Here is a 24,772-nt window from a genome sequence, read left to right as displayed (position 1 = left end):
CACGGAGGCAAGGATGCGAGCACTGACCACACCCACCCGGATCGCGAGCGTCGCCGTCATGGCGGCGCTCGTTCTCGTCCAGCCCGCGTCGCAGGCCGACGGCGACCACTCGCGAGCCCAGCTCGTCGCGAGCGCCCAGGCCAGTCCTGGTATGCCGTCCGCCAGCGAGTCGCTGACCGCGTGGGACAAGGTGGGTCGCGCGGGACGCGTCACGACCACCGCAACCTCGTCCGCGAGCTGCGACGGGTGCGAGGCGGACGCCTCTGCTGTCCACGTGGTTCGCACCATCGGCGGGGGCGGGACCAGCGCCGACAACGTCGCAGTGGCCTGGGCGAACAGCTGCACCGGCTGCGGCGCCTCCGCCGTGTCGGTCCAGGTGGTCCTGGTCGTCGGCTCGCAGCCGATCGTGGCCAACAACCGGTCGCTCGCCGTCAACGCTGCGTGTGTCGGTTGCACGAGCGAGGCCACGGCCGTGCAGTTCATCCTGGTCGGCGGCAAGCGCAGCGACCTGTCCGAGGCTGCCCAGTCGCTGCTGCGCCGGCTCGTCCGCGACCTACGCGGCGAGGCCGAGACGAGCGACGTGGCTCCCAGGTCGGGATCGACGGACGCCCGGTCCCGGTCTGCTGCTCCCCAGCGGGGACCCTCGGCCGTTTCGGGCAGTGGCAGCGACCTGCTCGACAACGCCGGGCGCGCGCTTCAGCGCGACATCGGGGCGACCGCGCTGACGGTGAACGTCGACCGGCACACGGGCAGCTGACCGGCCGGGGTGCCCGCGGCATACCGGACGTTCAGGGCCTCCACAGGCTAGGTGCGTATCAGGCGCGACTCCACGGTCCTCTGACTGGAGGCTGATCAACGAACCCAACGACCATGAGCTTGGGGGCTCGTCATGGCTCTCGGAGTTACGACACGCCCACCGACAGCGGCCGGTCCGCGATGGCGACTACGTCTCCTCGGCGACTGGCGGCTGCTGGATGGCACCACCACGGTGCGGATGCTCCACCGCGAGCGTCTGCTCCTCGCCTATCTCGCAGTTCACGGCTCGCGACACAGATGTCATGTCGCCGGGGTGCTGTGGCCCGAGGTGGACGAGCACAACGCCCGTTCGAGCCTGCGGCAGTCCCTGCATGCGGTGCGTCGGCTCGCGCCGGGCCTGATCGACTCGGACGGCGACTCGCTGGTGCTGTCCGATGACCTCGAGTCGGATGTCGACGTGGTCCGCGAGTGGTGCGACCGGCTCGAGCGAGGTGACGTCGTCTCGCCCGGGAGTGCCGTGGACGGGCTGCGAGTCCTCGACGGGCCCGAGCTGCTGCTCGGGGAGTTCGACGACTGGGTGCTCGTCGAGCGAGAACGGATCCAGCGTGCTCAGACCCGCGCTCTGGAGATGCTCGCGGGCCGGCTCGCCGACGCTGCTCCCCTTCACGCCATCGCGGCTTGTGAGGTGGCAGCGCGGATCGAGCCGCTCGGCGAGGGACCCGCGACCACTCTCGTGTCGCTGCACCTGGCGATCGGCAACCGCGTCGATGCCGTGCGCGCCTACCACGCGTTCCGGGACCGGCTCTGGGACGAGCTGCGTCTCGAGCCGTCACCCAAGATGACGGCGTTGCTTGCCTAGGTACGCGCGACGGCCCTTGACCGAGTGGTCAGGGGCCGTCAGGTCCGAATCAGGCGGAAGGGTCAGCTGACGCCGTCACAACCCTGGATCGCGTCACGCAGAGCCGCAGCTTCGTCGGGGGTCATCTCGACGACGAGCCGTCCGCCGCCCTCAAGGGGCATCCGCAGCACGATGCCGCGGCCCTCCTTGACGACCTCGAGCGGTCCGTCGCCGGTCCTCGGCTTCATTGCTGCCATGGTTCCCCTTCCCTAGGAATCCTCGGTTTAGGACCCATTATTCCGTGCGCCGTGTGGGAGACCTAATCCGGGGATGTGACAGAGGGCACGCTGCGGTGCTGCGGCTTCCGCAGCGGACCGGATTGGGAGAGAGTGGCGCCCATGAGCGAGTCAGCCCACACCGAACACTCGTCCGAGACGCCCGCCGGTCCGCTCGTCGTCCACGTGTCCGACGGCATCGCCTGGCTCCGGCTCAACCGCCCCGAGGCGATGAACAGCCTCGACAACGCACTCAAGGACGCCTTGGTCGCCGCCCTGGAGTCGGTGGCCGAGGACGCGGCCGTGCGCTGCGTCGTGCTGACCGGAAACGGCCGCGCGTTCTGCGTCGGGCAGGACCTGAAGGAGCACGTCCAGAGCCTCGGCGACCCGACGTCGTCCCTCGCCACGACGGTGACGGACCACTACAACAAGATCGTCACGGCGATCGTGACGATGAACAAGCCGGTGGTCGCGGCCCTCAACGGCGTCGCCGCGGGTGCGGGGATGAGCTTCGCCCTCGCATGCGACTTCCGGGTCGCCTCGGAGGTCGCCGGGCTCAACACCTCCTTCGCCGGGATCGCACTGTCCTGCGACTCCGGTGCCTCCTGGTCACTTCCCCGGCTCGTCGGCCCGGCCCGCGCCAAGGAGCTGCTGATGTTCCCCCGGACGATCACGGCGCAGGAGGCTGCCGAGCTGGGCCTGGTGACCCGAGTGGTCGCCGCCGACGAGCTCGACGCCGCCGTGACCGAGCTCGCGCGGACGCTCGCCGACGGGCCGACGCTGGCCTACGGCTCCATCCGGCGGGCGGTGGCGTACTCCGCGAGCGCCGACCTGGCCGATGCCCTCGCGAACGAGGCCGAGCTGATGGCCCTGACCGGCATGAGCAGCGACCACCGGGCCGCCGTCGACGCGTTCCTGGCCAAGGAGAAGCCCACCTTCACCGGCACCTGACCCGGATCCACGCCGGGGTCCGGTGCGGGCGGGGCTTACGGGGGGTAGTCGCTCGGCGGGATGAAGCGCCAGAGGACGTCGGTCCACCAGTACTGCCCGAGCACGCACAGCACGAGCAGCGGTACGCCGACGATGAGCAGTCGCGGCCAGGAGTTCCCGCGCCGGTCCGCCCACCCCGCTCCGATGAGGATCGGCACCAACGGGAACAGCGGCAGCAGGTAGCGCCACAGGCTGGTGAACGGGTCGAGGACGACGGCCAGGTATGCCGGGTACGCCAGCGACCACGTGCGCAGCTCGGCTCCGAGCGCCCCGGCCCACGGCCCGGCGACGGCGACGACGAGCAGGACTGCCGCCGCGAAGAGCCAGAACGGACCCCAGGTCGGGCCGAGCCAGTACGTCGCCTTGTCCAGCCACGGCACGAACGGCTCCACGGTCGCATAGCCCCGCCAAGCCGCCATCGTGTCGGTGTACGCGCTGCTGACACCGGTGCGCCACCAGGCGATCGCGGGCCACAGGAAGCCAGCGACCCCGCAGCCCACGAGCGCTGCGGCCATGGCGGCATACTCGCCCCGGGCGACCGGCCTCTCGACCCGCGTGCGCAACCTCATGACGACCACGACGAGCGTCACCAGACCCAGCGGGAGCGCGATCGGCCGGGACAGCCCGATGAGGAGCGCGATGACGGTGGCGATCAGCCATCGCCCTCGGGACAGCGCATAGAGGTACGCCACGAGCAGCAGCATCGCGAGCGACTCGGTGTACGCGAGCTGCAGCGTGACCGACGCCGGGAAGCTCGCCCACAGGGCCACGACGACGTATGCCGCAGGGTCCCCGATCCGCTCGCGAAGGAGCAGTCCCATGAGCACGGCCGCGCCGAAACCACACACGAGCGCGATCGTGGAGGCGACCGCGGGGAAGCTCAGGCCGGTGATGCTCATGCCAGCCTTGGCCAGGTACGGGAAGAGCGGGTAGAACGCCCACTGGTTCTCGCCGACCTTGCCCGAGTCGGTGATCGGCAGGATGTCGGGATAGCCGCCGTCGGCGATCCGCCAGTACCACTGCCCGTCCCACAGCGCCGTGAACGGGAAGTACGACACCGGCACGTTGTCGCCGCCGGTCATCCCGCTGGGGGCCTGGTGCTGCATGACGAGCAGCAGGATCGTCGTGGTGATGACGCGCGCGACGGCGTAGATCGCGAGCACCCACCCGACGAACGTCCAACGGTTGCGAAGGTTGAGCGCCTCGGTCATGTCGTGGGTGGGCGGCGCGTGGCGGGCCTCGTCCGGCTGCCTCGGGCCGCGGGCTGCTTTGCCGCGGGCTGCTTGGCGGCGGGCTGCTTGGCGGCGGGCTGCTTTGCCGCGGGCTGCTTGGCTGGCGGCACGTCCGCCGGCTCGGCAGCAGCCTCGGCGGCGGGCTGTTCAGCAGGCTCCTCAGCAGGCTCCTCAGCAGGCTCGACAACCGGCTCGGCAACCGGCTCGGCAACCGGCTCGGCAACCGGCTCGGCGACCGGCTCAGCGGCAGGCTCCTGAGCATCCTCGCCTAACGGCTCCTCAGCAGCCTCGGCCCTCGGTTCGTCGATGGGCTTGTCGGCGGCCTCGATCGCGGGACGGTCCTCTGGCGCCTCGATCGCGGGACGGTCGTCTGGGGCGTCGACCTCGGGGCGCTCCTCGCCCACCTCGACGCTCGGCAGGTCCTTGGCGACGTCGAACGCAGGGAGCTCGTCGGTGCGGGTCCCGTCCGCATCGGGCTCGGCGGGCTGCTCACCTCGCAGGACCGCGATCTCGGCATCCTTCTCCCGCAGCTCTCTGCGCAGCCGGTCGACGACCCCGTCGACCTGGCTCATCCGGTAGCCACGGGCGGCGACGTCGAAGGAGAGGTCGTCGAAGTCGGCGTCCTCGATCGGGTCATCGGGCAACGGCTCGTGGCTCAGGCTCGACGTCGGCCGGCTCATCGCCCCGCTCGCGAGCCCGAGGATCAGGGCCACGACGAAGCACACGATGATGACGCCGACGAACAGGATGAACCACTTCACGTGGACGGCTCCTCGTAGGTGCGGATGGCCTTGACGGCGGTCTCGGGGTCGTCGGTGACGACGAGGCGGTCGAGGTCGGCCGGGCCGATCATGCCGCGCTCGAGCACGGTGTCACGCAGCCAGTCGAGCAGGCCGCGCCAGTACGCCGCACCCATGAGCACGACCGGGAACTCGGTCACCTTCTGGGTCTGCGCCAAGGTCAGCGCCTCGAACAGCTCGTCGAGCGTGCCGAGGCCGCCGGGCATCACGACGAAGCCACGGGAGTACTTGAGGAACATGACCTTGCGGGCGAAGAAGTAGCGGAAGTTGATGCCGAGGTCGACGTACTCGTTGAGCCCGGTCTCGAAGGGCAGCTCGATGCCCAGGCCGACCGAGGTTCCCTTGGCCTCGTAGGCGCCCTTGTTCGCGGCCTCCATGGCGCCGGGGCCGCCTCCGGTGATGACGGCATACCCCGCCTCGGCGAGCCTGCGCCCGACCTCAACGCCCAGCGCGTATGCCGGGTCGTCCTGCCGCAGGCGGGCCGAGCCGAAGACGGCCACGGCGGGCCCGAGCTCGGAGAGTGCGCCGAAACCCTCGACGAACTCCGACTGGATGCGCAGCACCCGCCACGGGTCCGCGTGCAGCCAGTCGGCCGGCTGCGACGACTGCAGGAGTCGCTGGTCCGTCGTCGTGGGCGGCACCTTGTTGCGCCGCAGCGTGACGGGACCCGTGCGGCGCTCGTCACGGTACGCGGTCACCTGGTCGAGGTCCGCCTGCTCGTCACTCACAGCGCCACCTTAAAGGCCCTACCCGTGCGGTCAGGCGAGCCAGCGCAGCAGCGCGGCCTCGGCGTCGACGTACTGCTGCACCGGGCAGCTCTCCTCGTCCATGTGCGCGAGGTTGGGGTCACCCGGCCCGTAGTTCACCGCGGGGATGCCGAGCCCGGAGAAGCGGGCGACGTCGGTCCAGCCCTCCTTGGCGCTGACCGGGACGTCGAGCGCGTCGATGAAGGCCTTGGCCGCGGGCAGGTGCAGCCCGGGGCGCGCGCCGGCGACGGCGTCGCCGAGGGAGACCTCGAACCCGTCGAACACCTGCTCTACGTGGGCGAACGCCTCGTCGACGCTCTTGTCGGGGGCGAAGCGGTAGTTCACCGTCACGGTGCAGCGGTCGGGGATGACGTTGCCGGCGATACCGCCACTGATGGCGACGGCCTGCAGGGCCTCGTGGTAGTCGAGCCCGTCGACGTCGATGGTCTCCGCCTCGTATGCCGTGAGGCGGGCGAGAACGGCCGCCGCGTCGTGGATGGCGTTGTGCCCCTTCCACGGACGGGCCGAGTGGGCAGCCACGCCCCGAGTGGTGACGTCGGCGCGCAGGGTGCCCTTGCAGCCGCCCTCGATCGCGCCGAAGGTCGGCTCGAGGAGGACGGCGAAGTCACCGGCGAGCAGGTCGGGCCGGGTCTCCGCGACGCGTGCGAGGCCGTTGAACTGCCCGTCGATCTCCTCGCACTCGTAGAACAGGAACGTCAGGTCGCGGCTGGGCTCGGTGACCTCCGCCGCGATCCGCAGCATCACCGCGACGCCGCCCTTCATGTCCACGGTGCCGCGGCCCCAGAGCTGCCCGTCCACCTGACGCGTGGGCAAGTTGGGAACGGCGGTGAGGGGCACGGTGTCGATGTGGCCGGCCAGCACGACGCGCTCGTCGCGGCCCAGGCTCGTCCGTGCCACGACCGTGTTGCCGTCCCGGGTGACCTCGAGGTGGTCCAGCCCACGCAGGGCATCCTCGACGGCGTCGGCGAGCGTGGCCTCGTTGCGGCTGACCGACTCGATGTCGCAGACCGCCGCGGCGAGCGTCGTGACGTCGCTCGTCAGGTCGAGCGCGACGTCAGTCGGGGCGCTCACGGCGGCCGAAGCGCTCGGGGCGGCCGGGGACTGGGGGCTGGACGGCATACCGGGAAGGCTATCTCCACCGGGGTGTCCGACCCGTCCGGGCTGTGGGTCGGCGTTTCGCCGGGTCCGCGGGTCGCCCTATCCTTGCGGCCATGTCTGAGCGCAGCGCATGGGGATACGGACTGACCACAGTGACGCAGGACGGTCAGACGCTCGACACGTGGTTCCCTGCGCCTGCGCTGGGTCAGCCTCCGTCCGACGCCGGTTCCGATGAGCTCGCTGCGGCGCTGGAGTCCCTGGCGGCGACCGACCCGGCCCGCCGCGTGCGCACCGAGGTGCGCCTGGTGGAGGTCGACCTCGACGCGGCCCCGGCGGACGCGCCGGACGCCTACCTGCGCCTGCATCTGCTGTCCCACTGCCTCGTGCGGCCCAACACCATCAACCTCGACGGGATCTTCGGCGTGCTGCCCAACGTCGTCTGGACGAGTGCCGGGGCGTGTGCCGTGGACGGGTTCGAGGCGACCCGGCTACGCCTGCGCGCTGCCGGTCACGTCGCGGTCTACGGCGTCGACAAGTTCCCGCGGATGACCGACTTCGTCGTGCCCGCAGGCGTGCGGATCGCCGACGCCGACCGTGTGCGGCTCGGCGCGCACCTCGCGCCCGGGACGACCGTGATGCACGAGGGATTCTGCAACTTCAACGCCGGCACCCTCGGCACCTCGATGGTCGAAGGGCGCATCGTGCAGGGTGTCGTCGTCGGCGACGGGTCGGACATCGGCGCCGGCGCCTCGATCATGGGCACGCTCTCGGGCGGCGGCACGGAACGCGTCAGCATCGGTGAGCGTTGTCTGGTCGGAGCCAACGGCGGCATCGGCATCGCCCTCGGTGACGACTGCGTCGTCGAGGCGGGGCTCTACGTGACGGCGGGGACCAAGGTGAGGCTCCCCGACGGGTCGGTGGTCAAGGCCAGGGACCTGTCGGGATCCAGCAACATCCTGTTCATCCGCAACAGCGTGACCGGTGCCGTCGAGGCTCGTTCCCGCACCGGCTCCGGAATCGCCCTGAACGCCGCACTGCACGCCAACGACTGACCGAAGCCGTCCGCGCGGCTGACGTCCCAGCCGACCAGAGGACCTCATGACGAACACCCGAACGGGCCCCGTGCTCGCCGAGGCCCGGGCCGCCAGCCCCGGGCGACGCCGGCGTGGGCGCGGCATCGCGGTGCTCGTCGTGCTCGCCATCGTCGGAGCCGGGGTCTGGTATGCCGCCCGGTTCCTCTACTCGAGTGTCGTCAACCCGCAGTGCACCATCACGGCGTCCGGCATGACCGAGACCTTCGACCCGGAGCAGACCGGCAACGCAGCCCTCGTCGCCGCCATCTCGATGAAGCGCGAGATGGCGCCACGGGCCGCCACGATCGCCCTGACCACCGCGTTCCAGGAGTCGAAGATCCGCAACCTGCGATACGGCGACCGCGACTCGCTGGGCCTGTTCCAGCAGCGGCCGAGCATGGGCTGGGGCACCGAGAAGCAGATCCTCGATCCCGTCTACGCGACCAACCGCTTCTACGACGCCCTCGCCAAGTTCCAGGACTACGAGCACGCGGACATCACGAAGATCGCCCAGCGGGTGCAGAAGAGCGGCTACCCGGAGGCGTACCGCGACCACGAAGGTCAAGGCCGGGTGCTCGCCTCCACCCTCACCGGCCACTCCCCCGCCGGGCTGACCTGCCGGCTGGACGCCGCCAAGAGCAGCGTCGCCCCGAGCCAGGTGGCGTCCGACCTGTCCGAGCAGATGGGCGTCACCTCGACGCGCACCGGCGACCACCAGCTCACCGTCACCGCGCCCGACCAGACCACCGCCTGGGCGGTCGCCCACTGGAGCGTGGCACGCGCCCAGCAGTACGGCGCGACGGCCGTCAGCATCGGCGAGCGTCAGTGGGACCGGAACCACGGCGACGACGGCTGGTCGGCGGGCCAGCCGAGCACCACGGTGACCATCACCCTCGCCTAACGCCATACCGGCGCCGCGGCCCCCAAATGGTGGCCCCCGAGCCCGATTCCCCGCCATACCGGCCCCGTGGCCCCCAAATCGTGGCAGGGAGGCGCGAGCGGTATGCCGATCAGCCAGTCGCGCCGTCGAGGTACTGCAGCAGGTCGTGCGCCGCGAGCTCGACGTCCTTGTGGCGCCATTCCGAGGCGCGGTAGACGCAGGCGATGAGCGCCGTCCGGTGAACCCGGCGCAAGTCGCCATAGACGAAGGCGTAGCGCGCCTTCGTCCCGTCGTTCGCGCCCTCCGTCAGGCCGAGATGCCAGGCGGCATAGTCCTCCCACGAATGGTTCTCGAGGAAGGCGTTCTGCGCCTCGGCGTCGGGCTGGACGTCGCCCCAGTCGCTGTCGAGGACGTACTGCCTCTTGTCGATGAGCTCGCGGCAACGGGCCACCGCGGCGTCGTTCACGTGGTACTTCGCCATCCACCCATCATGCCGGGGCCCCCCGCCCGAGAGGGGCGAGGGCCTGGGACCGGCGTGATGCCGGACGGGTCCCGTCAGGGCGCTGCGGCAGATCTACACGCGTCAGGCCGGGTAGTTGCGCTCTGCCTGACCCGTGTAGATCTGGCGCGGGCGGCCGATCTTGGTCTCGGGGTCGTTCATCATCTCGCGCCACTGGGCGATCCAGCCGGGCAGGCGGCCGATCGCGAACAGCACCGTGAACATCTTGGACTGGAAGCCCATCGCCTTGTAGATGAGACCGGTGTAGAAGTCGACGTTCGGGTAGAGCTTGCGCTCGACGAAGTAGTCGTCGGCGAGGGCGATCTCCTCGAGGCCCTTGGCGATGTCGAGCAGCGGGTCGTCCTGGCCGAGCTTCTCGAGGATCTCGTCGGCTGCCTTCTTGATGATGGCGGCGCGCGGGTCGTAGTTCTTGTAGACCCGGTGGCCGAAGCCCATGAGGCGGACGCCGCCCTCCTTGTTCTTCACCTTCTCCATGAACTTCTTCGGGTCGTCGCCCGACTCGTGCAGCTGGCCGAGCATGTCGAGCACGGCCTGGTTCGCGCCGCCGTGGAGCGGACCCGACAGGGCATGGATGCCTGCGGAGACGGAGTTGAAGAGGTTCGCGTGGGCCGAGCCGACGAGGCGGACCGTCGAGGTCGAGCAGTTCTGCTCGTGGTCGGCGTGCAGGATGAACAGCAGGTCCAGGGCCTTGGCCACGACGGGGTCGACGTGGTAGGGCTCGACGGGGTAGCCGAAGGTCATCCGGAGGAAGTTCTCGACGAACGAGAGCGAGTTGTCGGGGTACATGTACGGCTGGCCGACGCTCTTCTTGTGGGCCATCGCCGCGATCGTCGGCAGCTTGGCGAGCAGGCGCACCGTGGAGATCTCGACCTGCTCCTGGTCGAACGGGTCGAGGCTGTCCTGGTAGAAGGTGCCGAGGGCCGAGACCGCCGAGCTGAGGACCGGCATCGGGTGCGCGTCGCGCGGGAAGCCGTTGAAGAAGGCGCGAAGGTCCTCGTGCAGCATCGTGTGCCGGCGGATGAGGTCCTCGAACGTGCTGAGCTGGTCGGGGGTCGGCAGCTCGCCGTAGATGAGCAGGTAGCAGACCTCGACGAACGAGGACTTCTCGGCCAGCTGGTCGATCGGGTAGCCCCGGTAGCGAAGGATTCCGGCGTCGCCGTCGATGTACGTGATGGCGCTCTTGCACGACGCCGTGTTGACGAAGCCCACGTCGTAGGTGACGAGGCCGGTCTCCTTCAGCAGCGAGCTCACGCCCAGCCCGTCGTTCCCGTCGACGGCCTCGACACCGGGGAAGGTGAGTTCCTTGTCTGCAACCTTGAGAGTCGCGTCCACTGCCTTCGTCACTGTTCCTCGCCTCCTGTCGCTCCGGCCGTCGTCGCCGGACACATATCCGGCAGCGACGTTACCCCAGCGTCGGGTCGCCGGAGAAAAGTGGTCCCATTCGGCGATTTCGGCGGGTCTCAGAGCCGGGCGCAGGCGGCCTCGACACGCTCGTCGGTCGCCGTGAGAGCGATGCGCACGTGCTGCGCTCCCGCAGGGCCGTAGAAAGCGCCCGGCGCGACGAGGATCCCCAAGTCCGCGAAGTCGGAAACCGTTGTCCAGCAGTCCTGCCCGCGGGTCGCCCAGATGTAGAGGCCGGCCAGGGAGTGGTCCACCCGCAGGCCCGCCCGCGTGACCGCGGCGAGCAGCTGCTCGCGCCGACGACGGTATGCCGTCCGCTGCGTCGCGACGTGGGTGTCGTCACCCAGGGCGACCGCCATCGCGTGCTGGACAGGTGCGGGCATGATCATGCCGGCGTGCTTGCGCACCTCGAGGATCGCCGAGACCAGGCTCCGGTCCCCGGCCACGAACGCGGCGCGGTAGCCGGCGAGGTTGGACTGCTTCGACAGCGAGTAGACCGCGAGGAGACCGTCATGATCGTTGTCACACACGTCGGGGTGCAGCACGCTCGGCGTCGTGGTGCCGAGCTGCCCCTCGCGCCAGTCGAGCTCGGCGTAGCACTCGTCGCTCGCAACGACGACGCCGTGCTCGCGAGCCCAGTGGACGACCTTGCACAGGTGCTCCACTCCGAGCACCTGGCCGTTCGGGTTGCCGGGGCTGTTGAGCCACAACAGTTTTGGCGTCGTCGTCTCGGTGAGCGGGCCGAGACTCGTCAGCGACTGGGCCACGACCGTAGAGGCGCCCGCGATTCGCGCGCCGATGTCGTAGGTCGGGTAGGCGACCGCCGGGATGCCGACGACGTCGCCGGCGCGCAGACCGAGCAGGGTGGGCAGCCAGGCGACGAGCTCCTTGCTGCCGATGGTCGGCAGCACCTGGTCGATGCCGAGTCCCGGCACGCCGCGCCGCCGCGCGAACCAGGCGCAGATCGCCTCGCGCAGCTCCGGCGTGCCGACCGTGAGGGGGTACCCCGGGGCATCGGCCGCCTCGGCCAGCGCGCACTGGACGAGCTCAGGCGTCGGGTCGACGGGCGTGCCGACCGACAGGTCGACGATCCCGTCCGGATGTGCCGCTGCCCGCGCCTTGTACGGCGCGAGCAGGTCCCAGGGGAATTCGGGCAGGTCGAGCGGAGTCAGCGAGGCGCCCACCCGTCAGCTCACTCGTCGTGTTCCTGCGGCGGCAGCGCGGCGATGAGCGGGTGGTCCTTGTCGATGACACCGAGCTTGGCGGCACCGCCGGGGCTGCCGAGGTCGTTGAAGAACTCGACGTTGGCGTTGTAGTAGTCCGCCCACTGCTCGGGCACGTCGTCCTCGTAGTAGATGGCCTCGACGGGGCACACCGGCTCGCAGGCGCCGCAGTCGACGCACTCGTCGGGGTGGATGTAGAGGGACCGCTTCCCTTCGTAGATGCAGTCGACCGGACACTCCTCGATGCAGGCCCTGTCCTTCAGGTCGACGCAAGGCTGGGCAATGACATAGGTCATGGGGAGGGGACCTCCTGCTGGTGGAGCGTTCGGGTGCATTCTGCTGCAACGCCTAGTATGCCGGACATGAACGGCGAGCCCACGCACGGCCCCTCCGATGAGACCGACCCCTCCAGCGGCGCCGACGGTGCCCTCGTCGACACCCCCGGGCACCGCCTCTCCGCGGGCCTGACGATCGGCAACCGGGTCGTCGTCCGGTACCTCCTGGAGCCCGGCCAGGAGGCCCGCGCGACCGACTTCGTGGGTGACCTCATCGCGCGCGACCGCGACTTCCTCATCGTCGACACCAAGACCGAGCGCGTGAAGCTGATCCGCGCGGACATCATCGCCGCCAAGGAGGTCCCTCCGCCGGCGAGCGTGGCCGGACCGGCCCACAAGCGCGTCTCAGCGGACGACCTGCAGAAGGTCATGGCCAAGGGCTGGGTCGCAACCGACCGGGCGGGTCTCGGCGACTGGGTGCTGCGCTCCTCGCAGGGTTTCACGGGTCGCGCGAACTCCGCTCTGCCCGTGGGTGACCCGAGCCTGCCCCTCGACCGCGCCATCGACTACGTCGAGAACTGGTATGCCGAGCGCGAGGCTCCCACGCTCTTCCAGCTGCACGGCGACCAGGGCTTCGTCGTGCAGGAGGACCCGGTTGGCGCCGCCCTGCTCGAGCGCGGATACGCCGTCGGCGGCGGTCGGGACGACTGGCAGCGCGTCCTCGTCATGACCGGCCTCTCGTCTGCGATCCCGCCGCTGACGACCGAGTCGGCGCCGGTCACCGCCGACTCGCAGCTGCAGACCGAGTGGCTGATGGCCTACGGCGAGCAGCGCCGGCTCGTCCCCGGCGTGACCGAGGCCGTGCTGTCCGGCAGCGACGGGCAGCTGTTCATGTCGGTCCGCGACCCGGAGAGCGGGCGGATCGTGGCCATCGCCCGGATGGCGATCCACCCGGGCTGGGCCGGCATCTTCGGGCTCTGGGTAGACCCGGAGCACCGCCGCCAGGGCCTGGCCACGACGATCGTGTCAGCCATCGCCATGGTCGCCCGCGAGAACAACATGCCGGCCATCTACCTGCAGGTCTCGGGCGACAACACGGACGGCATCGCCTTCTGGGAGCGTCTCGGCTTCACCCTGCACCACGAGTACACCTACCTGGCCAAGCCCGACACCCCCACAACCTGAGCGCCCCAGACCGGCAACACACCGAGCAGCCGCAAACTCTGATGGAAATAACCGTCGAAGTTGGCGACTGCTCGGTGTGTTGCGGGTCAAGCGGGCCCGGGGCGAGGGCCAGGGTCATGGCGGGAGGTCACGGCGGGGTGGCGTTGGGGTTCGTGCAGACGATCTCGTCCTCGGGTCGGTAGCGCGTCGTCACCGACTCCTTCTTCACCAGCACCGACGAGCCGGGCCGGTACCACTGGCGCGTGACGGTGACGACGAAGCCCGGGTTCGGCTGCTGCGGGTAGCACTTGAGGCCGTCGATGACGATCCGCTCCGGCGGGACGACATTGCGGCGCGGGCCCTTGACCGACGTGATGTCCCACACCTTGGTGCTCCACACGCGGCCGTGCACGTAGCCGTCCTCGACCCACGTCTGCAGGAGCATCCCGAACGACGTGTCGTTCTTCCACTTGTTGTCGATGCTGGGCCAGTAGACGGTGGCCTCACGCCCCTCGGGGTAGCGCGGGATGAAGAAGGCGTGCGGGGTGAACTCGAGGATGTCGGCGCCCGCGAAGTAGGCCATGTTGTAGATCACCGTGGACACCTGGCTCACACCGCCACCGGTGCCGCGCGTGAGGCGGCCGTTGATGATCACGGTCCCGTCGGCATACCCCTTGTCCTCCGTGCGCTCGCCGAGGACGCCGTTGAGGCTGAAGGTGCCGCCGGGAGGCACGTACGTGCCGTTGATCGTGCGTGCGGCGACGACAAGGTTGTTCGTGCGGGTCTTGTCGTTCGTGGGGAAGGGTGACTTGAAGTCGACGACGAGGGTCGTGATGCCGGCCTTCTGGGCCTGCTCGGTGGTGAGCTTGGGCTTGGTCACGACCGGTTTGACCGTGACCGTCCGGTTGCCGCTGCCGATGGCGGCGGCGACCTGCGTGCCGAGCGCGGCCTGGTCGACGGCCGAGCCGTCGACCGAGGGCACCAACCGGGGCCGCCCGTTGTTCGGCGCGAAGACCCAGCGGGCGTCCTGCGCCGCGTTGCTGGGGACGTTCAGCTTCTTCGCGACGAGAGCGGCCAGCCCCAGCTCGTCGAAGGCCGGCCGGAGGCTGCCGGCATCGTCCGGCTCGAGGGACACCATCGGCGCGAACTCCGCCTGGCTGAGCTGCGCCCTGGCCGTGCCGGCCACGACGGTGACCGGCCCCGACATCGCCGTCCGCCCGAACTCGTCGGCGACCTGCTGGACGGTCTCGGGGCTCACGGCCGGGTCGACGGCACGCATCGCGGCCGTCGCGGAGTCCGAGTCCGGGAACGCCTTGCGCAGCGCGAGCTTGGTGCCTGCGACGTCGAGAGCCTGGCCGGGCTGAGGCAGCGCGACGGTGACCGTCCCACCGGGGAAGGACACGCTGCCCTCCGTGGCGGCGACCGCCACCTTCGGGGCCAGGGTGCCGAGGTATGCCGTGAGGCGGTCGTCGTCGACGCTGGTGAGCAGCGGCGCCTCGACCGAGCCGGTCAGCTTGCTCCACACCGTGGTCGGGCTCAGCGTGAAACCGGTCAGCCCGTCGAGGGACCGCTGGATGTCGATCGTGAAGCCCGCCGTGGAAGGGACGACCTGCACGGGTTCCTCACGGCCGGGCACGCTCAGTGCGATCGGCGTGCTGAGGAGCGTCTGCGATCCGCGCTCGATGGCGGCTCCCGCCTGGTCGGGCGACATCCCGCCGACGTGGATGCCGCCGATGGTGACGGTGGCGGGCACGTGGTCGGACGCCCAGATGCACAGGGCCGCATAGCCGCCCCCGAGCACGAGGCTGGCCACAAGGAGGCGCAGCGCGGTCGAACGGTTCTCTCGACGGGGCTCAGGTTGCCACGAGTCAGGCATGGGATCTCCGGGGAGGGGACGGGTCGCATGACGGTAACCCGATGCCTCGCAGAATGGGGCCGACGGACCTCACGACACAGCGGCCGTGACGGATTCGTTGCCGGCTCAGGCAAGCAGGCTCGTGCCACGCTGCCCGGTGGCCGCCCAGGTGCGGGGGTCGACCTGCCGGAAACCCTCCCGGGCCGTCGTGCGGGCGGCGATCCGGTTCGACAGGGCGTGGACGTCCTCGCTCGCGACGATGACCTGGGTGGCGTGGGCGCGAAGGGCGTCGTTCTGGACCGCGCGGGCAGCGGCGTCCTCGACGACGTGCGACACGAGCTCGTCGGCCACGACCGACGGCGGGAACGGGTCGTTGGCCGCGGGCAGCACGAGCGGGGGCTCGCCCACCGGGAGGGCGTATGCCGTGGGGTCGGCTGTGTGCAGCCACGCGCGGTCCTCGTGCGCCCAGCTGCGCGGCGTCAGGATCTCGTAGGTGTGTGCCGGTAGGTCGTCGGCGTCGAGCAGCTGCAGGGCGCGTCGCGTGACCCGGTGGGTCTGGATGTGGTCAGGGTGGCCGTAGCCGCCGTGCTCGTCGTACGTGACGACGACGTCGGGCCGCACGGACCGGACCACGTCGGCCACGAGAGCTCCGGCCGTGTCGACGTCGGCCGCGGCGAAGGCGTCCGGGTGACGCGCGGCCGCAGACCCGACCATGCCGGAGTCGCGGAAGCGCGACAGGTGTCCGGCGTCCGCGCCGAGGACGTGCATCGTGGCGCCGATCCGGTGCAGCGCCTCGGTGAGCTCGGCATGACGGTGCGGACCGAGCGTGTCGTCGGGATGGCCCTCGAGGTGGGCGAGCGGCTCCGGGATCACCTCACCCTCCTCGCCGAGGGTGCAGGTGAGCACGTGGACCTCGTCGCCGCGGGCGACATGGTACGCCATGGCGATGCCACAGGTCAGCGTCTCGTCGTCCGGGTGGGCGTGGACGAACAGCAGGCGAGCCACCGGGCCTCCAGTCAGCGCACCGCGACCGTGGCGAGGTCCACGACGGCGCCGACGGCGTGGTCCTCGTAGTTCTTGACGCCCGAACCGTGCAGGTAGAGCGCCTTGGTCGCCGAGAGAGCCACATAGCCCTGCTTGGCGCGGATGGCGTCGTCGACCTGTTCCCAGACCGAGGCCCGCGCCTTGGGGTCGGGCGTGGCGTCGGCCTTGTCCATGAGCCCGTTGACGTTGTCGTCGCTGAAGTACCCGACGTCCTGTCCGGGACCGCTCGAGTCGATGTTGAGCCGGGAGTCGAACAGGGCGGGCAGGACCCCGCTCGCCGACGGCCAGTCGGGAGTCCACACCCCGCGGAACACGTCGTAGGTGTTGACGGAGTTCGGCTTCTCGATCGTGGCGTAGTACTCCTCCGGGGCCACGCCCGTCAGCTGCACGTCGAAGCCGGCACGCTCCCACCCGGCGGCCAGGGCGGCATACGCCTTGTCGGCGAGGACCGACTTCGCGTGCACGACGCGCACGCGTACCGGCAGCTTCAGGCCGGCCTGCTCGAGCAGGAGCCGGGCCGACTCGGGGTCGCCCTCGACGTAGGTGCCGCTCGGGGGCGTCGTGCCGCTCGCGTCGACCGCGGGCGACAGGATCGACCAGGTCGGGGTGCCGGCGCCGTCGCCGCCGGTCGCGGCGACGTACGTGGCGCGGTTGGTGGCGAGGGCGAACGCCTTGCGCACCGTTGCATTGGACATGACCTTGCTGCGCATGTTGAGGGCGAGGTAGTCGACGTTGCCGGTGTACGGGAACGTGAGACGGGCCTGGAGGTCCGTGCCGGCCTGGTTGCGCAGGGTCGGGCTCGCCTGGACCCACGAGACGGCATACGCGTCGTCGTCCTGCTGGTTGAGCAGGCGCTGGATGACCGTGGACTCGCCGAGGTCGGTCGTCACCTGGATCTCGTCGGGGTAGGCCTGGCGGATCGGGTCGGTGCGAGGGTCCCAGTACTTGTTGCGGACGAACGTCCCGCCCTTGCCGACCGTCCACGGCTCCTTGAGCTTGTAGGGGCCGCTCGACATGACCACGAGGCTGGCCTTGTCGTCCTTGGTGTCGGTCGAGGCCTTGCGCGGCGCGAACTCCGGCATCGCGACGATGTGCGGGAAGTCGGGCTCGGAGTCGCGCAGCCGGAACGTCACCGTGCGGCCCTTGCAGGAGACAGCCTTGTCGAAGTCGCTCTGGTGCTTCTTGTCGCCGGGACCGGTGTAGACAGGCTTCTCGAGCCCCTCGGCCGTGACCTTCGTCGGCATATCGAGCAGGTAGCTCGCGTAGTTCGTGCCGCCGACGTGGGTGCGGCGGTCGAACGTGCGCGCGACGCCGTGCCGGACGTCCTCGCACGTGATCGGGGAGCCGTCCTGCCACCGGAGGCCGTCGCGCAGGGTGAAGGTCCACGTGCGGGCCTGGTTGGACGGGGTGCCCGTGTCGGTCGCGAGGTCACCCTCGATGTCACGTTGGTGCTCACCCGTGCCGTATGCCGTCAGGCCCCGCGCGAAGGTGCGCTGGGCGAAGAACGCCTCGGGGCTGGGGTACATCAGCTGCGGGTCCCAGGTCGCGATCGAGTCGGCGACGAGGACATTGAGCGTGCCACCGGGCTGGGCGGCACCGCCGGAGTCCGACGACGAGCCGGCGACACCGGCCGACCCTCCGATGCCGCTCTCGCCCGTGCAGGCGACCGAGCCCGTCGCGAGCAGGGCAGCACCGACCGCGGCGGTGACCCCCCGCCTCAGCCCGCGAAGCTCGACCCGCACGCTCGGATCAGCCCTCGGACCTCGCCGCGGCCCGCGCGCGGGCAGCAGTGCGGGACCGCTCGGTCGCGTCGAGCACGACCTTGCGGATCCGGACGGCTTCGGGGGTGACCTCGACGCACTCGTCCTCGCGGCAGAACTCGAGGCACTGCTCGAGACTGAGCTTGCGCGGCGGAACGATCTTCTCGAAGTTGTCGGACGAGGAGGCGCGAACGTTGGTGAGCTTCTTCTCCTTGGTGATGTTGACATCCATGTCGTCGGCTCGGGAGTTCTCGCCGACGATCATGCCCTCGTAGACCTCGGTCGTCGGCTCGGTGAACAGGGTGCCACGCTCTTGGAGGTTGACCATTGCGTAGGCCGTGACGACGCCCGTGCGGTCGGCGACGAGCGAGCCGCTCGTGCGCGTCGTGATCGCGCCGAACCACGGCTCGTAGTCCTCGAAGACGTGGTGGGCGATCCCCGAGCCACGGGTCTCGGTGAGGAACTCGGTGCGGAAGCCGATGAGTCCGCGCGAGGGCACCAGGAACTCCATCCGGATCCACCCCGTGCCGTGGTTGGTCATCTGCTCCATCCGGCCCTTGCGCGCGGCGAGGATCTGCGTGATCGGCCCCAGGAACTCCTCCGGCGTGTCGATCGTCAGGCGCTCGACCGGCTCGTGCACCTTCCCGTCGACCTCGCGGGTCACGACCTGCGGCTTGCCGACCGTCAGCTCGTAGCCCTCGCGTCGCATCTGCTCGACGAGGATCGCGAGCGCCAGCTCGCCGCGGCCCTGCACCTCCCAGGCGTCGGGTCGCTCGGTCGGCAGGATGCGCAGCGACACGTTGCCGACGAGCTCACGGTCGAGTCGGTCCTTGACCATCCGCGCAGTCACCTTCGCGCCGCGGACCCGCCCGACCATCGGGCTCGTGTTGGTGCCGATGGTCATCGAGATGGCGGGCTCGTCGACCGTGATGAGCGGCAACGGGATCGGGTTGTCTGCGTCCGCGAGGGTCTCGCCGATCGTGATGTCCGGGATGCCGGCGACCGCGATGATGTCCCCGGGGCCGGCGCTCTCGGCCGGCTTGCGCTCGAGGGCTTCGGTCATGAGCAGCTCGGTGATCTTGACCCGCTGCTGCGAGCCGTCGTGGCGGCACCACATGACCTGCTGGCCCTTGTTGATCGTGCCGTTGTGGACCCGCAGCAGGGCGAGGCGGCCGAGGAAGTTGGAGGCGTCGAGGTTCGTGACATGGGCCTGCAACGGGGCCTGGTCGTCGTACGTCGGAGCTGGGATCGTCTCGAGGATGGTCGCGAACAGCGCCTCGAGGTCGGCGCCGTCCGGCAGCCCGCCGTCGTCCGGCCGCTGCATCGATGCGCGGCCCGCCTTGGCGGAGGCGTAGACGATGGGGAAGTCGATCTGCTCCTCGGTGGCGTCGAGGTCGAGGAACAGCTCATAGGTCTCGTCGACGACCTCGGCGATGCGTGAGTCGGGCCGGTCGACCTTGTTGATGCACAGGATCACCGGCATCTTCGCGGCGAGCGCCTTGCGCAGGACGAAGCGCGTCTGCGGGAGCGGGCCCTCGGACGCGTCGACGAGCAGGACGACCCCGTCGACCATCGACAGGCCGCGCTCGACCTCGCCGCCGAAGTCGGCGTGCCCAGGGGTGTCGATGATGTTGATCGTGACGCCGTCCGCCAGGCCGCGGTCGGTCGACGCCTTGCCCGTGTAGTGCACCGCGGTGTTCTTGGCGAGGATCGTGATGCCCTTCTCCCGCTCGAGGTCACCGGAGTCCATCGCCCGCTCGTCGACGTGCTGGTGCTCGCCAAAGGCCCCCGACTGCCAGAGCATCTTGTCGACGAGGGTGGTCTTGCCGTGGTCGACGTGAGCGACGATGGCAACGTTGCGGATGTCCGCGCGGGTCTTCATGGGCATGGGGGATAGTCTCTCAGGGATTCGGCATGTCCTTGACCACGCTCTGCGGCGGTCCGGAGCGCAAGAGCGACTCGAGCCGATCGACAATCGGCAGGTCCGCCGGCAGCCATGCGACGGCATGCAGCGCGTCGAGCGGCAGCCAGCGCAGCTCGTCATGGTCCTCGATCGGCGCCGGGGTGCCCTCGACCACCTCCGCGAGCCAGACGAGCATCTCGTAGCGGTCGCCGAGCGCCCAGGTGGCACCCGGCAGCGGCCCTGGGACGTGCGCACCGAACGCGACCCGCACGCCGAGCTCCTCCCACACCTCGCGATGGAGGGCGGACAGTGGCGACTCGCCCGGTTCGACCTTGCCCCCGGGCAGCTCCCAGCCGCCCGCGAGGGCGGCGGGCTCGGTGCGGCGCGCCGCGAGCATGCGGGTCGGCCGGTCGAGGCTGTCGACGATGGCGGCGCCGACGACGAGCCGTAGCGACCGGCGCATGTCGTCTGCGGGCTCGGGCGGCAGTGTGGAGGAATCGCTGCTCATGGCGCCCCCGATCGTGCCACAGCCCTCGCGCGGACTCAGCCGTCCGGCATACGTCCGCGTTTTACTGGACTCATGACACGACTGCTTGACGACGAAGAGATCGAGCGCCAGCTCCGCGACCTGCCGGGCTGGGCTCGAGACGGCAGCGAGATCCGCGTCTCCTACGAGGCTCCGTCGTTCCTCGACGGCATCCGGCTGGTCCGCGAGGTGGCCGCCGCGGCCGAGTCGATGAACCATCATCCCGACATCGACATCCGGTGGCGCACCGTCACGTTCGTGCTCTCGACGCACTCCGAGGGCGGGCTGACCGAGCTCGACATCGAGCTCGCGCACCAGATCTCCCAGGAGGCCGGGCTGGTGGGCGCCAGCGCGACGGGCTGAGGCACACCCGCGGTCACCTAGGATTGGCGCATGCGATCACAGACCCGTCCCGGCTCGGCCTCCGAGTCTCAGGAGGGCCATAGTCCCTGGCCGGACTCGGTCCGGCCGCCCCGTGTTTGTTGGCGCCTCGCTTCGCTCCGGCGTCGCGGCGCTGTGCTTGGTGAATCGGCATGAGCATCGTTCTCGGGATCGTGCTGATCCTGGCCCTCACCGCTGCCACGGGCTACTTCGTGGCTCAGGAGTTCACCTACGTCGCCGTCGACCGCAACGCGCTTCGGCAGCGGGCCGAGGGCGGCGACGCCGCCGCGCACCGCGCGCTGCAGGTCACCTCACAGCTGTCCTTCACGCTCTCGGCGGCGCAGTTCGGGATCACCGTCACTGCGCTCCTGGTCGGCTACGTCTCCGAGCCGCTCGTCGGCGTGGGCCTCGCCGAGCTGCTCGACCCTTCCATGTCGTATGCCGCCCGGCTGAGCCTGTCGGTGACCGCCGTCCTCGTCTTCTCGACCATCGTCCAGATGGTCTTCGGCGAGCTGGCGCCGAAGAACCTCGCCATCGCTCGCACCGTCCCGCTGGCCCGGGCGCTCAGCCGGTCCACCCTCGTCTACCTCAGGCTCGCGGGCCCGGTCGTCCGGCTCTTCGACCGCGCCTCCACCGCCCTGCTGCGCAAGGTCGGTATCGAGCCGGTCGAGGAGCTCGAGCACGGTGCGACGGCCGAGGACCTCACGCGCATCATCGACGAGTCGCACGCCGGGGGCCTCCTCGACGACGACCTGTCGGAGGTGCTCGAGGGCGGCCTACGCTTCCGCGCGCTCGACGCCAGCGACGTCATGACACCACGCGTCAGGGTGACGACCGTCCGGGCCAGCGCGCCCCTCTCCGACCTCGTCACGCTGCTCGACACCGGCTGGTCCCGGTTCCCGGTCACCGGCCGGGACGGCGACGACATCGTCGGCGTGGCAGGGATCCCCGAGCTGCTCGCCGTCCCCGCGGAGCTGCGGGCCACCACGCAGATCGGCTCCGTCGTGTCCGAGCCGACGGTCGTGCCGACGAGCGCGCCACTCCCCCGCGTCCTGGAGCAGATCCGGGCCGACCATCGCCAGCTCGCCGTCGTCGTCGACGAGCACGGCGGCTTCGCCGGTGTCGTGACCTTCGAGGACATCGCCGAGGAGGTCGTCGGCGACATCCTCGACGAGGACGACAGCCCCCAGCCCGGCGTGCTCGAGACCGCCCCCGACGAGTGGCTGGTGCCCGGCCATGTGCGCCTCGACGAGCTCGAGGCGGCCACCGACCTCGAGCTCACGAGCACCGACGAGCACGCGACGCTGAGCGGGCTCATCCTCGAGCGGCTCGGACGCACCGCACGCGTCTCCGACATGGTCGAGGCCGACGCCCGCCGCGAGGTGGTCAGCGACCGGCGTCACCTCGCGACACCCGAGGGCTCCGGCGGCGACGAGCCCGAGCCGGACGCCGATCCCGACGAGAGCGAGCTGCGCCGGATCCGCGTCACGGTCCGCCTCACCGTCGAGGCGGTCGCGCGGCACGTGCCCGCGACCGTGCGCGTGGCCGTTCTCGACCTCATGGGTGACCTGGAACGCCTCGACGCGGAGGTGGCCCAGCTCGCCGATGGCGGCGAGGGCACCAAGGGCACCGAGGGCACCAAGGGCACCAAGGGCACCAAGGCCACCGAGGGCGGCGCCCCGGAAGAGGAGACGCGATGACCACCGCGCTGCTCGTCTCCGTGCTCCTTCTCGTCGGCAACGCCTTCTTCGTGGCGGCCGAGTTCGCCCTCGTGGCGAGCAAACGGCACCGGCTCGAGGACCTGGCCGAGCGGGGCAGCCTCGCCGCCCGGGCTGCGGTCCGCGGCAGCCGTGAGCTCTCCCTCATGCTCGCGGGCGCCCAGCTCGGGATCACGCTGTGCACCCTCGGCCTCGGCTCGCTGGCGAAGCCAGCCGTCGCGGAGCTGCTCCAGCCCGTGTTCACCTTCCTGCGGCTGCCCGACGCGGCGGCATACGTCGTCTCCGTCGTGCTCGCCGTCGCCATCGTCGTCTTCCTCCACATGGTCGTGGGCGAGATGGCGCCCAAGTCGTGGGCCATCGCCCACCCAGAGCGGTCCGCGCTCATGCTGGCGCTGCCGTTCCGGGCCTTCGCCCGCGTCATGCGACCCGTCCTCGCCCTGCTCAACGCCATGGCCAACGGATGCCTCCGCCTCGTCGGCGTGCAGCCTCAGGACGAGCTCGCCCAGGTGCACGGCCCCAAGGAGCTCGAGCTGCTGCTCCAGAGCTCGCGGGAGCACGGCCTGCTCGCGGAGCCGGAGCACCGCGTCCTGGCCGGCGCCATCGACCTCGACACCACCCCTTTGTCCGATGTGCTCGTGCCGCTCGCGCACGTCGTCGGTGTGGGCGCGTCTGCGACGTGTGCAGAGGCCGAGACCGTGTCGCGGGAGTCGGGCCGCTCACGGCTGCTCGTCCGTGACCGCGACGTCCCGGTGGGCATCGTGCACGTGCGGGACGTCGTGCGCTCCGCCGCCTCGGCGCCGGTCACGACCGTCACCGCGCCAGCCCTCCAGGTGGATGCGGGCCTGTCCCTGCTCGACGCCGTGTCACTGATGAGGTCCCGCCAGGCCCAGCTGGTGCTCGTGGAGGGCCCCCAGGGCCCGGTCGGCATCGTCACCATGGAGGACCTGCTCGAGCGCGTGCTCGGGCGGTTCGAGGACGAGACGGACGCCTAGCGGGCTCCCAGCAAAGTACCACCCAGTTCCCAGCCGAGCGGCCGGCGCGTGCGTGCGGCCCTCGCACGGGAAGGTTTGTCGCTCAACCCGCCAGATCGCCGAAAGATATCCAGCGAGTCACGATTCGGCATAGTCGGTTGCTGGTCGCGCCCGGTCGCTGAAAGATGGGCGGCGCGGTCGTAGGGAGCGTAGGTTTGCGGCTGTCGCCGAATAATGTCGGTGGGTCCACGGTGGCCCCGCCCGGCACCGATCACACCCGGAGGTGACGGCACGTGAGCACACCCCTCGAGCTCGAACCCGGCGGAGCGTCAGCAGCCCCCGAGGCGGTGCTCGAAGGCGGCGGCGTCATCGAGGGTCGTTCGCTCGGCCAGATCGCGTGGAGCCGGCTCAAGCGAGACAAGGTGGCGCTGGCCGGCGGCATCTTCGTCATCTTCCTCGTCGTCGTCGCCATCCTCGCCCCGCTCATCGTCAGGCTGCTCGGACACCCGCCGGACGAGTTCCACCAGGACCTCATCGACGCCAACACCCAGATCCCCATCGGCCCCTTCGGCGGGGTCTCGTGGGACTTCCTGTTCGGCCTGGAGCCGGTGAACGGCCGAGACCTGTTCAGCCGCATCCTGTACGGCTCGCAGGTCTCGCTGCTCATCGCGTTCTTCGCAACGCTGGTGTCGGTCGCCATCGGCACGACGATGGGGCTCATCGCCGGCTACTTCGGCGGCTCGGTGGACAGCTTCATCAGCCGCCTCATGGACATCTTCCTCGCGTTCCCGCTGCTGCTGTTCGCCCTCGCCCTCGTCGGCGTCATCCCCGACTCGGCGTTCGGCCTCAAGGGCGACTCGCTGCGGATCGCGGTCATCATCTTCATCATCGGCTTCTTCAACTGGCCGTACATCGGCCGCCTCGTGCGCGGCCAGACGCTCTCCCTTCGCGAGCGCGAGTTCATCGATGCGGCGCGCAGCCTCGGCGGGCGGACGCCGTACATCGTGACGCGGGAGCTGCTGCCGAACCTCTTCGCGCCGATCCTGGTCTACGCGACCCTGCTCATCCCGACCAACATCCTGTTCGAGGCGGCTCTGTCGTACCTCGGTGTCGGTGTCCAGGCCCCTCGCGCCACCTGGGGCGGCATGCTGTCCGATGCCGCCACGTGGTACCAGATCGACCCCTGGTTCATGATCCCTGCAGGCATGGCCATCTTCGTGACGGTCCTCGCCTTCAACCTCTTCGGGGACGGCCTACGTGACGCCCTCGATCCTCGGTCGCGGTGACCACTGCGACCGTATGCACCACCAGAAAAGACAAGG

Annotated in this window: 24 protein-coding genes; 10 read left to right on the top strand and 14 right to left on the bottom strand. The window is 70.2% G+C overall.

Features of this window, described 5'->3' with window-relative positions; translation table 11 throughout:
- The first annotated feature begins 13 nt into the window (after positions 1-13).
- A complete protein-coding gene (locus tag ACWEOW_RS11510; protein WP_452269325.1) occupies positions 14-757 on the top strand; it encodes a hypothetical protein in 744 nt (247 codons plus the stop codon).
- A gap of 132 nt (positions 758-889) precedes the next feature.
- Positions 890-1,615 carry an AfsR/SARP family transcriptional regulator gene (locus tag ACWEOW_RS11505; protein ID WP_452269324.1) on the top strand — a complete coding sequence of 242 codons (726 nt, stop codon included), beginning with the start codon at positions 890-892 and terminating at the stop codon, positions 1,613-1,615.
- A gap of 62 nt (positions 1,616-1,677) precedes the next feature.
- On the opposite strand, the gene ACWEOW_RS11500 is transcribed toward ACWEOW_RS11505, so the two are convergent.
- Positions 1,678-1,851: a DUF3117 domain-containing protein gene (locus ACWEOW_RS11500; protein WP_076262632.1), complete on the bottom strand. Its 174-nt coding sequence runs from the start codon at positions 1,849-1,851 to the stop codon at positions 1,678-1,680.
- A 141-nt stretch (positions 1,852-1,992) separates the two neighbouring features.
- Here ACWEOW_RS11500 and ACWEOW_RS11495 point away from each other — a divergent pair, with 141 nt between their 5' ends.
- Positions 1,993-2,820 (top strand): enoyl-CoA hydratase/isomerase family protein, encoded by an 828-nt coding sequence (locus ACWEOW_RS11495; RefSeq protein ID WP_452269323.1) that lies wholly within the window; start codon positions 1,993-1,995, stop codon positions 2,818-2,820.
- A gap of 35 nt (positions 2,821-2,855) precedes the next feature.
- Here the strand turns inward: ACWEOW_RS11495 and ACWEOW_RS11490 are convergent, their stop codons facing one another.
- The 4 genes from ACWEOW_RS11490 to dapE are packed head-to-tail and all read right to left on the bottom strand — an operon-like array spanning position 2,856 to position 6,777.
- Positions 2,856-4,070, bottom strand: coding sequence for a hypothetical protein (locus ACWEOW_RS11490; protein WP_452269322.1), 1,215 nt, complete (start codon positions 4,068-4,070; stop codon positions 2,856-2,858).
- Positions 4,067-4,852 (bottom strand): hypothetical protein, encoded by a 786-nt coding sequence (locus ACWEOW_RS11485; protein WP_452269321.1) that lies wholly within the window; start codon positions 4,850-4,852, stop codon positions 4,067-4,069. Before ACWEOW_RS11485 ends, ACWEOW_RS11490 begins: the two co-directional genes overlap by 4 nt.
- Positions 4,849-5,619 carry an LOG family protein gene (locus tag ACWEOW_RS11480; protein WP_452269320.1) on the bottom strand — a complete coding sequence of 257 codons (771 nt, stop codon included), beginning with the start codon at positions 5,617-5,619 and terminating at the stop codon, positions 4,849-4,851. The genes ACWEOW_RS11485 and ACWEOW_RS11480 overlap by 4 nt, the downstream gene beginning before the upstream one ends.
- A 30-nt stretch (positions 5,620-5,649) precedes the next feature.
- Entirely contained in the window at positions 5,650-6,777 is a 1,128-nt protein-coding gene (dapE, locus tag ACWEOW_RS11475; protein WP_452269319.1) for a succinyl-diaminopimelate desuccinylase, read from the bottom strand.
- A 92-nt stretch (positions 6,778-6,869) separates the two neighbouring features.
- On the opposite strand from dapE, the gene dapD reads away from it, so the two are divergent.
- Positions 6,870-7,808: a 2,3,4,5-tetrahydropyridine-2,6-dicarboxylate N-succinyltransferase gene (dapD, locus tag ACWEOW_RS11470; RefSeq protein WP_452269318.1), complete on the top strand. Its 939-nt coding sequence runs from the start codon at positions 6,870-6,872 to the stop codon at positions 7,806-7,808.
- Between the two features lie 46 nt (positions 7,809-7,854).
- Entirely contained in the window at positions 7,855-8,730 is an 876-nt protein-coding gene (locus ACWEOW_RS11465) for a hypothetical protein (protein WP_452269317.1), read from the top strand.
- A gap of 109 nt (positions 8,731-8,839) precedes the next feature.
- Here ACWEOW_RS11465 and ACWEOW_RS11460 read toward each other — a convergent pair whose 3' ends face one another.
- From ACWEOW_RS11460 to fdxA, 4 genes are all read right to left on the bottom strand, one after another.
- Entirely contained in the window at positions 8,840-9,190 is a 351-nt protein-coding gene (locus tag ACWEOW_RS11460; RefSeq protein ID WP_452269316.1) for a hypothetical protein, read from the bottom strand.
- Positions 9,191-9,292: 102 nt separating this feature from the next.
- Positions 9,293-10,573 carry a citrate synthase gene (locus ACWEOW_RS11455; protein WP_452269315.1) on the bottom strand — a complete coding sequence of 427 codons (1,281 nt, stop codon included), beginning with the start codon at positions 10,571-10,573 and terminating at the stop codon, positions 9,293-9,295.
- 116 nt (positions 10,574-10,689) lie between these two features.
- Positions 10,690-11,814, bottom strand: coding sequence for a succinyldiaminopimelate transaminase (gene dapC / locus ACWEOW_RS11450; RefSeq protein ID WP_452269314.1), 1,125 nt, complete (start codon positions 11,812-11,814; stop codon positions 10,690-10,692).
- An 8-nt stretch (positions 11,815-11,822) separates the two neighbouring features.
- Positions 11,823-12,149: a ferredoxin gene (gene fdxA, locus ACWEOW_RS11445; protein ID WP_452269313.1), complete on the bottom strand. Its 327-nt coding sequence runs from the start codon at positions 12,147-12,149 to the stop codon at positions 11,823-11,825.
- A 66-nt stretch (positions 12,150-12,215) separates the two neighbouring features.
- Between fdxA and ACWEOW_RS11440 the strand changes: the two genes are divergently transcribed.
- A complete protein-coding gene (locus tag ACWEOW_RS11440) occupies positions 12,216-13,313 on the top strand; it encodes a GNAT family N-acetyltransferase (protein ID WP_452269312.1) in 1,098 nt (365 codons plus the stop codon).
- 127 nt (positions 13,314-13,440) lie between these two features.
- On the opposite strand, the gene ACWEOW_RS11435 is transcribed toward ACWEOW_RS11440, so the two are convergent.
- From ACWEOW_RS11435 to ACWEOW_RS11415, 5 genes are all read right to left on the bottom strand, one after another.
- Positions 13,441-15,168 (bottom strand): VanW family protein, encoded by a 1,728-nt coding sequence (locus ACWEOW_RS11435; RefSeq protein ID WP_452269311.1) that lies wholly within the window; start codon positions 15,166-15,168, stop codon positions 13,441-13,443.
- Positions 15,169-15,273: 105 nt separating this feature from the next.
- Positions 15,274-16,152 carry an N-acetyl-1-D-myo-inositol-2-amino-2-deoxy-alpha-D-glucopyranoside deacetylase gene (mshB, locus tag ACWEOW_RS11430; protein ID WP_452269310.1) on the bottom strand — a complete coding sequence of 293 codons (879 nt, stop codon included), beginning with the start codon at positions 16,150-16,152 and terminating at the stop codon, positions 15,274-15,276.
- An 11-nt stretch (positions 16,153-16,163) separates the two neighbouring features.
- The gene (locus ACWEOW_RS11425; RefSeq protein WP_452269309.1) at positions 16,164-17,933 is read right to left on the bottom strand and encodes an ABC transporter substrate-binding protein; all 1,770 of its coding nucleotides are present in this window, start codon (positions 17,931-17,933) and stop codon (positions 16,164-16,166) included.
- A 7-nt stretch (positions 17,934-17,940) separates the two neighbouring features.
- Positions 17,941-19,839 carry a translational GTPase TypA gene (typA, locus tag ACWEOW_RS11420; protein WP_452269308.1) on the bottom strand — a complete coding sequence of 633 codons (1,899 nt, stop codon included), beginning with the start codon at positions 19,837-19,839 and terminating at the stop codon, positions 17,941-17,943.
- A gap of 13 nt (positions 19,840-19,852) precedes the next feature.
- Positions 19,853-20,362 carry a (deoxy)nucleoside triphosphate pyrophosphohydrolase gene (locus ACWEOW_RS11415; RefSeq protein ID WP_452269307.1) on the bottom strand — a complete coding sequence of 170 codons (510 nt, stop codon included), beginning with the start codon at positions 20,360-20,362 and terminating at the stop codon, positions 19,853-19,855.
- Between the two features lie 72 nt (positions 20,363-20,434).
- Here ACWEOW_RS11415 and ACWEOW_RS11410 point away from each other — a divergent pair, with 72 nt between their 5' ends.
- From ACWEOW_RS11410 to ACWEOW_RS11395, 4 genes are all read left to right on the top strand, one after another.
- The gene (locus tag ACWEOW_RS11410) at positions 20,435-20,743 is read left to right on the top strand and encodes a 4a-hydroxytetrahydrobiopterin dehydratase (RefSeq protein ID WP_452269306.1); all 309 of its coding nucleotides are present in this window, start codon (positions 20,435-20,437) and stop codon (positions 20,741-20,743) included.
- A gap of 170 nt (positions 20,744-20,913) precedes the next feature.
- Positions 20,914-22,461 (top strand): hemolysin family protein, encoded by a 1,548-nt coding sequence (locus tag ACWEOW_RS11405; RefSeq protein WP_452269305.1) that lies wholly within the window; start codon positions 20,914-20,916, stop codon positions 22,459-22,461.
- Positions 22,458-23,471 (top strand): hemolysin family protein, encoded by a 1,014-nt coding sequence (locus ACWEOW_RS11400; protein ID WP_452269304.1) that lies wholly within the window; start codon positions 22,458-22,460, stop codon positions 23,469-23,471. The genes ACWEOW_RS11405 and ACWEOW_RS11400 overlap by 4 nt, the downstream gene beginning before the upstream one ends.
- A 272-nt stretch (positions 23,472-23,743) precedes the next feature.
- Positions 23,744-24,736, top strand: a complete 993-nt coding sequence (locus ACWEOW_RS11395; RefSeq protein WP_452269303.1) for an ABC transporter permease — start codon at positions 23,744-23,746, stop codon at positions 24,734-24,736.
- Positions 24,737-24,772: the final 36 nt, after the last annotated feature.

Source organism: Monashia sp. NPDC004114 (genome assembly GCF_053603855.1).
Note: the sequence above shows the minus strand (reverse complement) of the source record. Positions and strands in the feature narration are given on the sequence as shown.

Excerpts from the sequence above, each read along its gene's own strand:
- typA (WP_452269308.1), bottom strand. The coding sequence starts at position 19,839 with ATGCCCATGAAGACCCGCGCGGACATCCGCAACGTTGCCATCGTCGCT.
- dapD (WP_452269318.1), top strand. The coding sequence starts at position 6,870 with ATGTCTGAGCGCAGCGCATGGGGATACGGACTGACCACAGTGACGCAG.
- ACWEOW_RS11465 (WP_452269317.1), top strand. The coding sequence starts at position 7,855 with ATGACGAACACCCGAACGGGCCCCGTGCTCGCCGAGGCCCGGGCCGCC.
- ACWEOW_RS11505 (WP_452269324.1), top strand. The coding sequence starts at position 890 with ATGGCTCTCGGAGTTACGACACGCCCACCGACAGCGGCCGGTCCGCGA.
- ACWEOW_RS11405 (WP_452269305.1), top strand. The coding sequence starts at position 20,914 with ATGAGCATCGTTCTCGGGATCGTGCTGATCCTGGCCCTCACCGCTGCC.
- fdxA (WP_452269313.1), bottom strand. The coding sequence starts at position 12,149 with ATGACCTATGTCATTGCCCAGCCTTGCGTCGACCTGAAGGACAGGGCC.
- ACWEOW_RS11440 (WP_452269312.1), top strand. The coding sequence starts at position 12,216 with ATGAACGGCGAGCCCACGCACGGCCCCTCCGATGAGACCGACCCCTCC.
- ACWEOW_RS11435 (WP_452269311.1), bottom strand. The coding sequence starts at position 15,168 with ATGCCTGACTCGTGGCAACCTGAGCCCCGTCGAGAGAACCGTTCGACC.
- dapE (WP_452269319.1), bottom strand. The coding sequence starts at position 6,777 with ATGCCGTCCAGCCCCCAGTCCCCGGCCGCCCCGAGCGCTTCGGCCGCC.
- ACWEOW_RS11400 (WP_452269304.1), top strand. The coding sequence starts at position 22,458 with ATGACCACCGCGCTGCTCGTCTCCGTGCTCCTTCTCGTCGGCAACGCC.
- ACWEOW_RS11500 (WP_076262632.1), bottom strand. The coding sequence starts at position 1,851 with ATGGCAGCAATGAAGCCGAGGACCGGCGACGGACCGCTCGAGGTCGTC.
- ACWEOW_RS11495 (WP_452269323.1), top strand. The coding sequence starts at position 1,993 with ATGAGCGAGTCAGCCCACACCGAACACTCGTCCGAGACGCCCGCCGGT.
- ACWEOW_RS11410 (WP_452269306.1), top strand. The coding sequence starts at position 20,435 with ATGACACGACTGCTTGACGACGAAGAGATCGAGCGCCAGCTCCGCGAC.
- ACWEOW_RS11490 (WP_452269322.1), bottom strand. The coding sequence starts at position 4,070 with ATGACCGAGGCGCTCAACCTTCGCAACCGTTGGACGTTCGTCGGGTGG.
- ACWEOW_RS11510 (WP_452269325.1), top strand. The coding sequence starts at position 14 with ATGCGAGCACTGACCACACCCACCCGGATCGCGAGCGTCGCCGTCATG.
- ACWEOW_RS11415 (WP_452269307.1), bottom strand. The coding sequence starts at position 20,362 with ATGAGCAGCGATTCCTCCACACTGCCGCCCGAGCCCGCAGACGACATG.
- ACWEOW_RS11460 (WP_452269316.1), bottom strand. The coding sequence starts at position 9,190 with ATGGCGAAGTACCACGTGAACGACGCCGCGGTGGCCCGTTGCCGCGAG.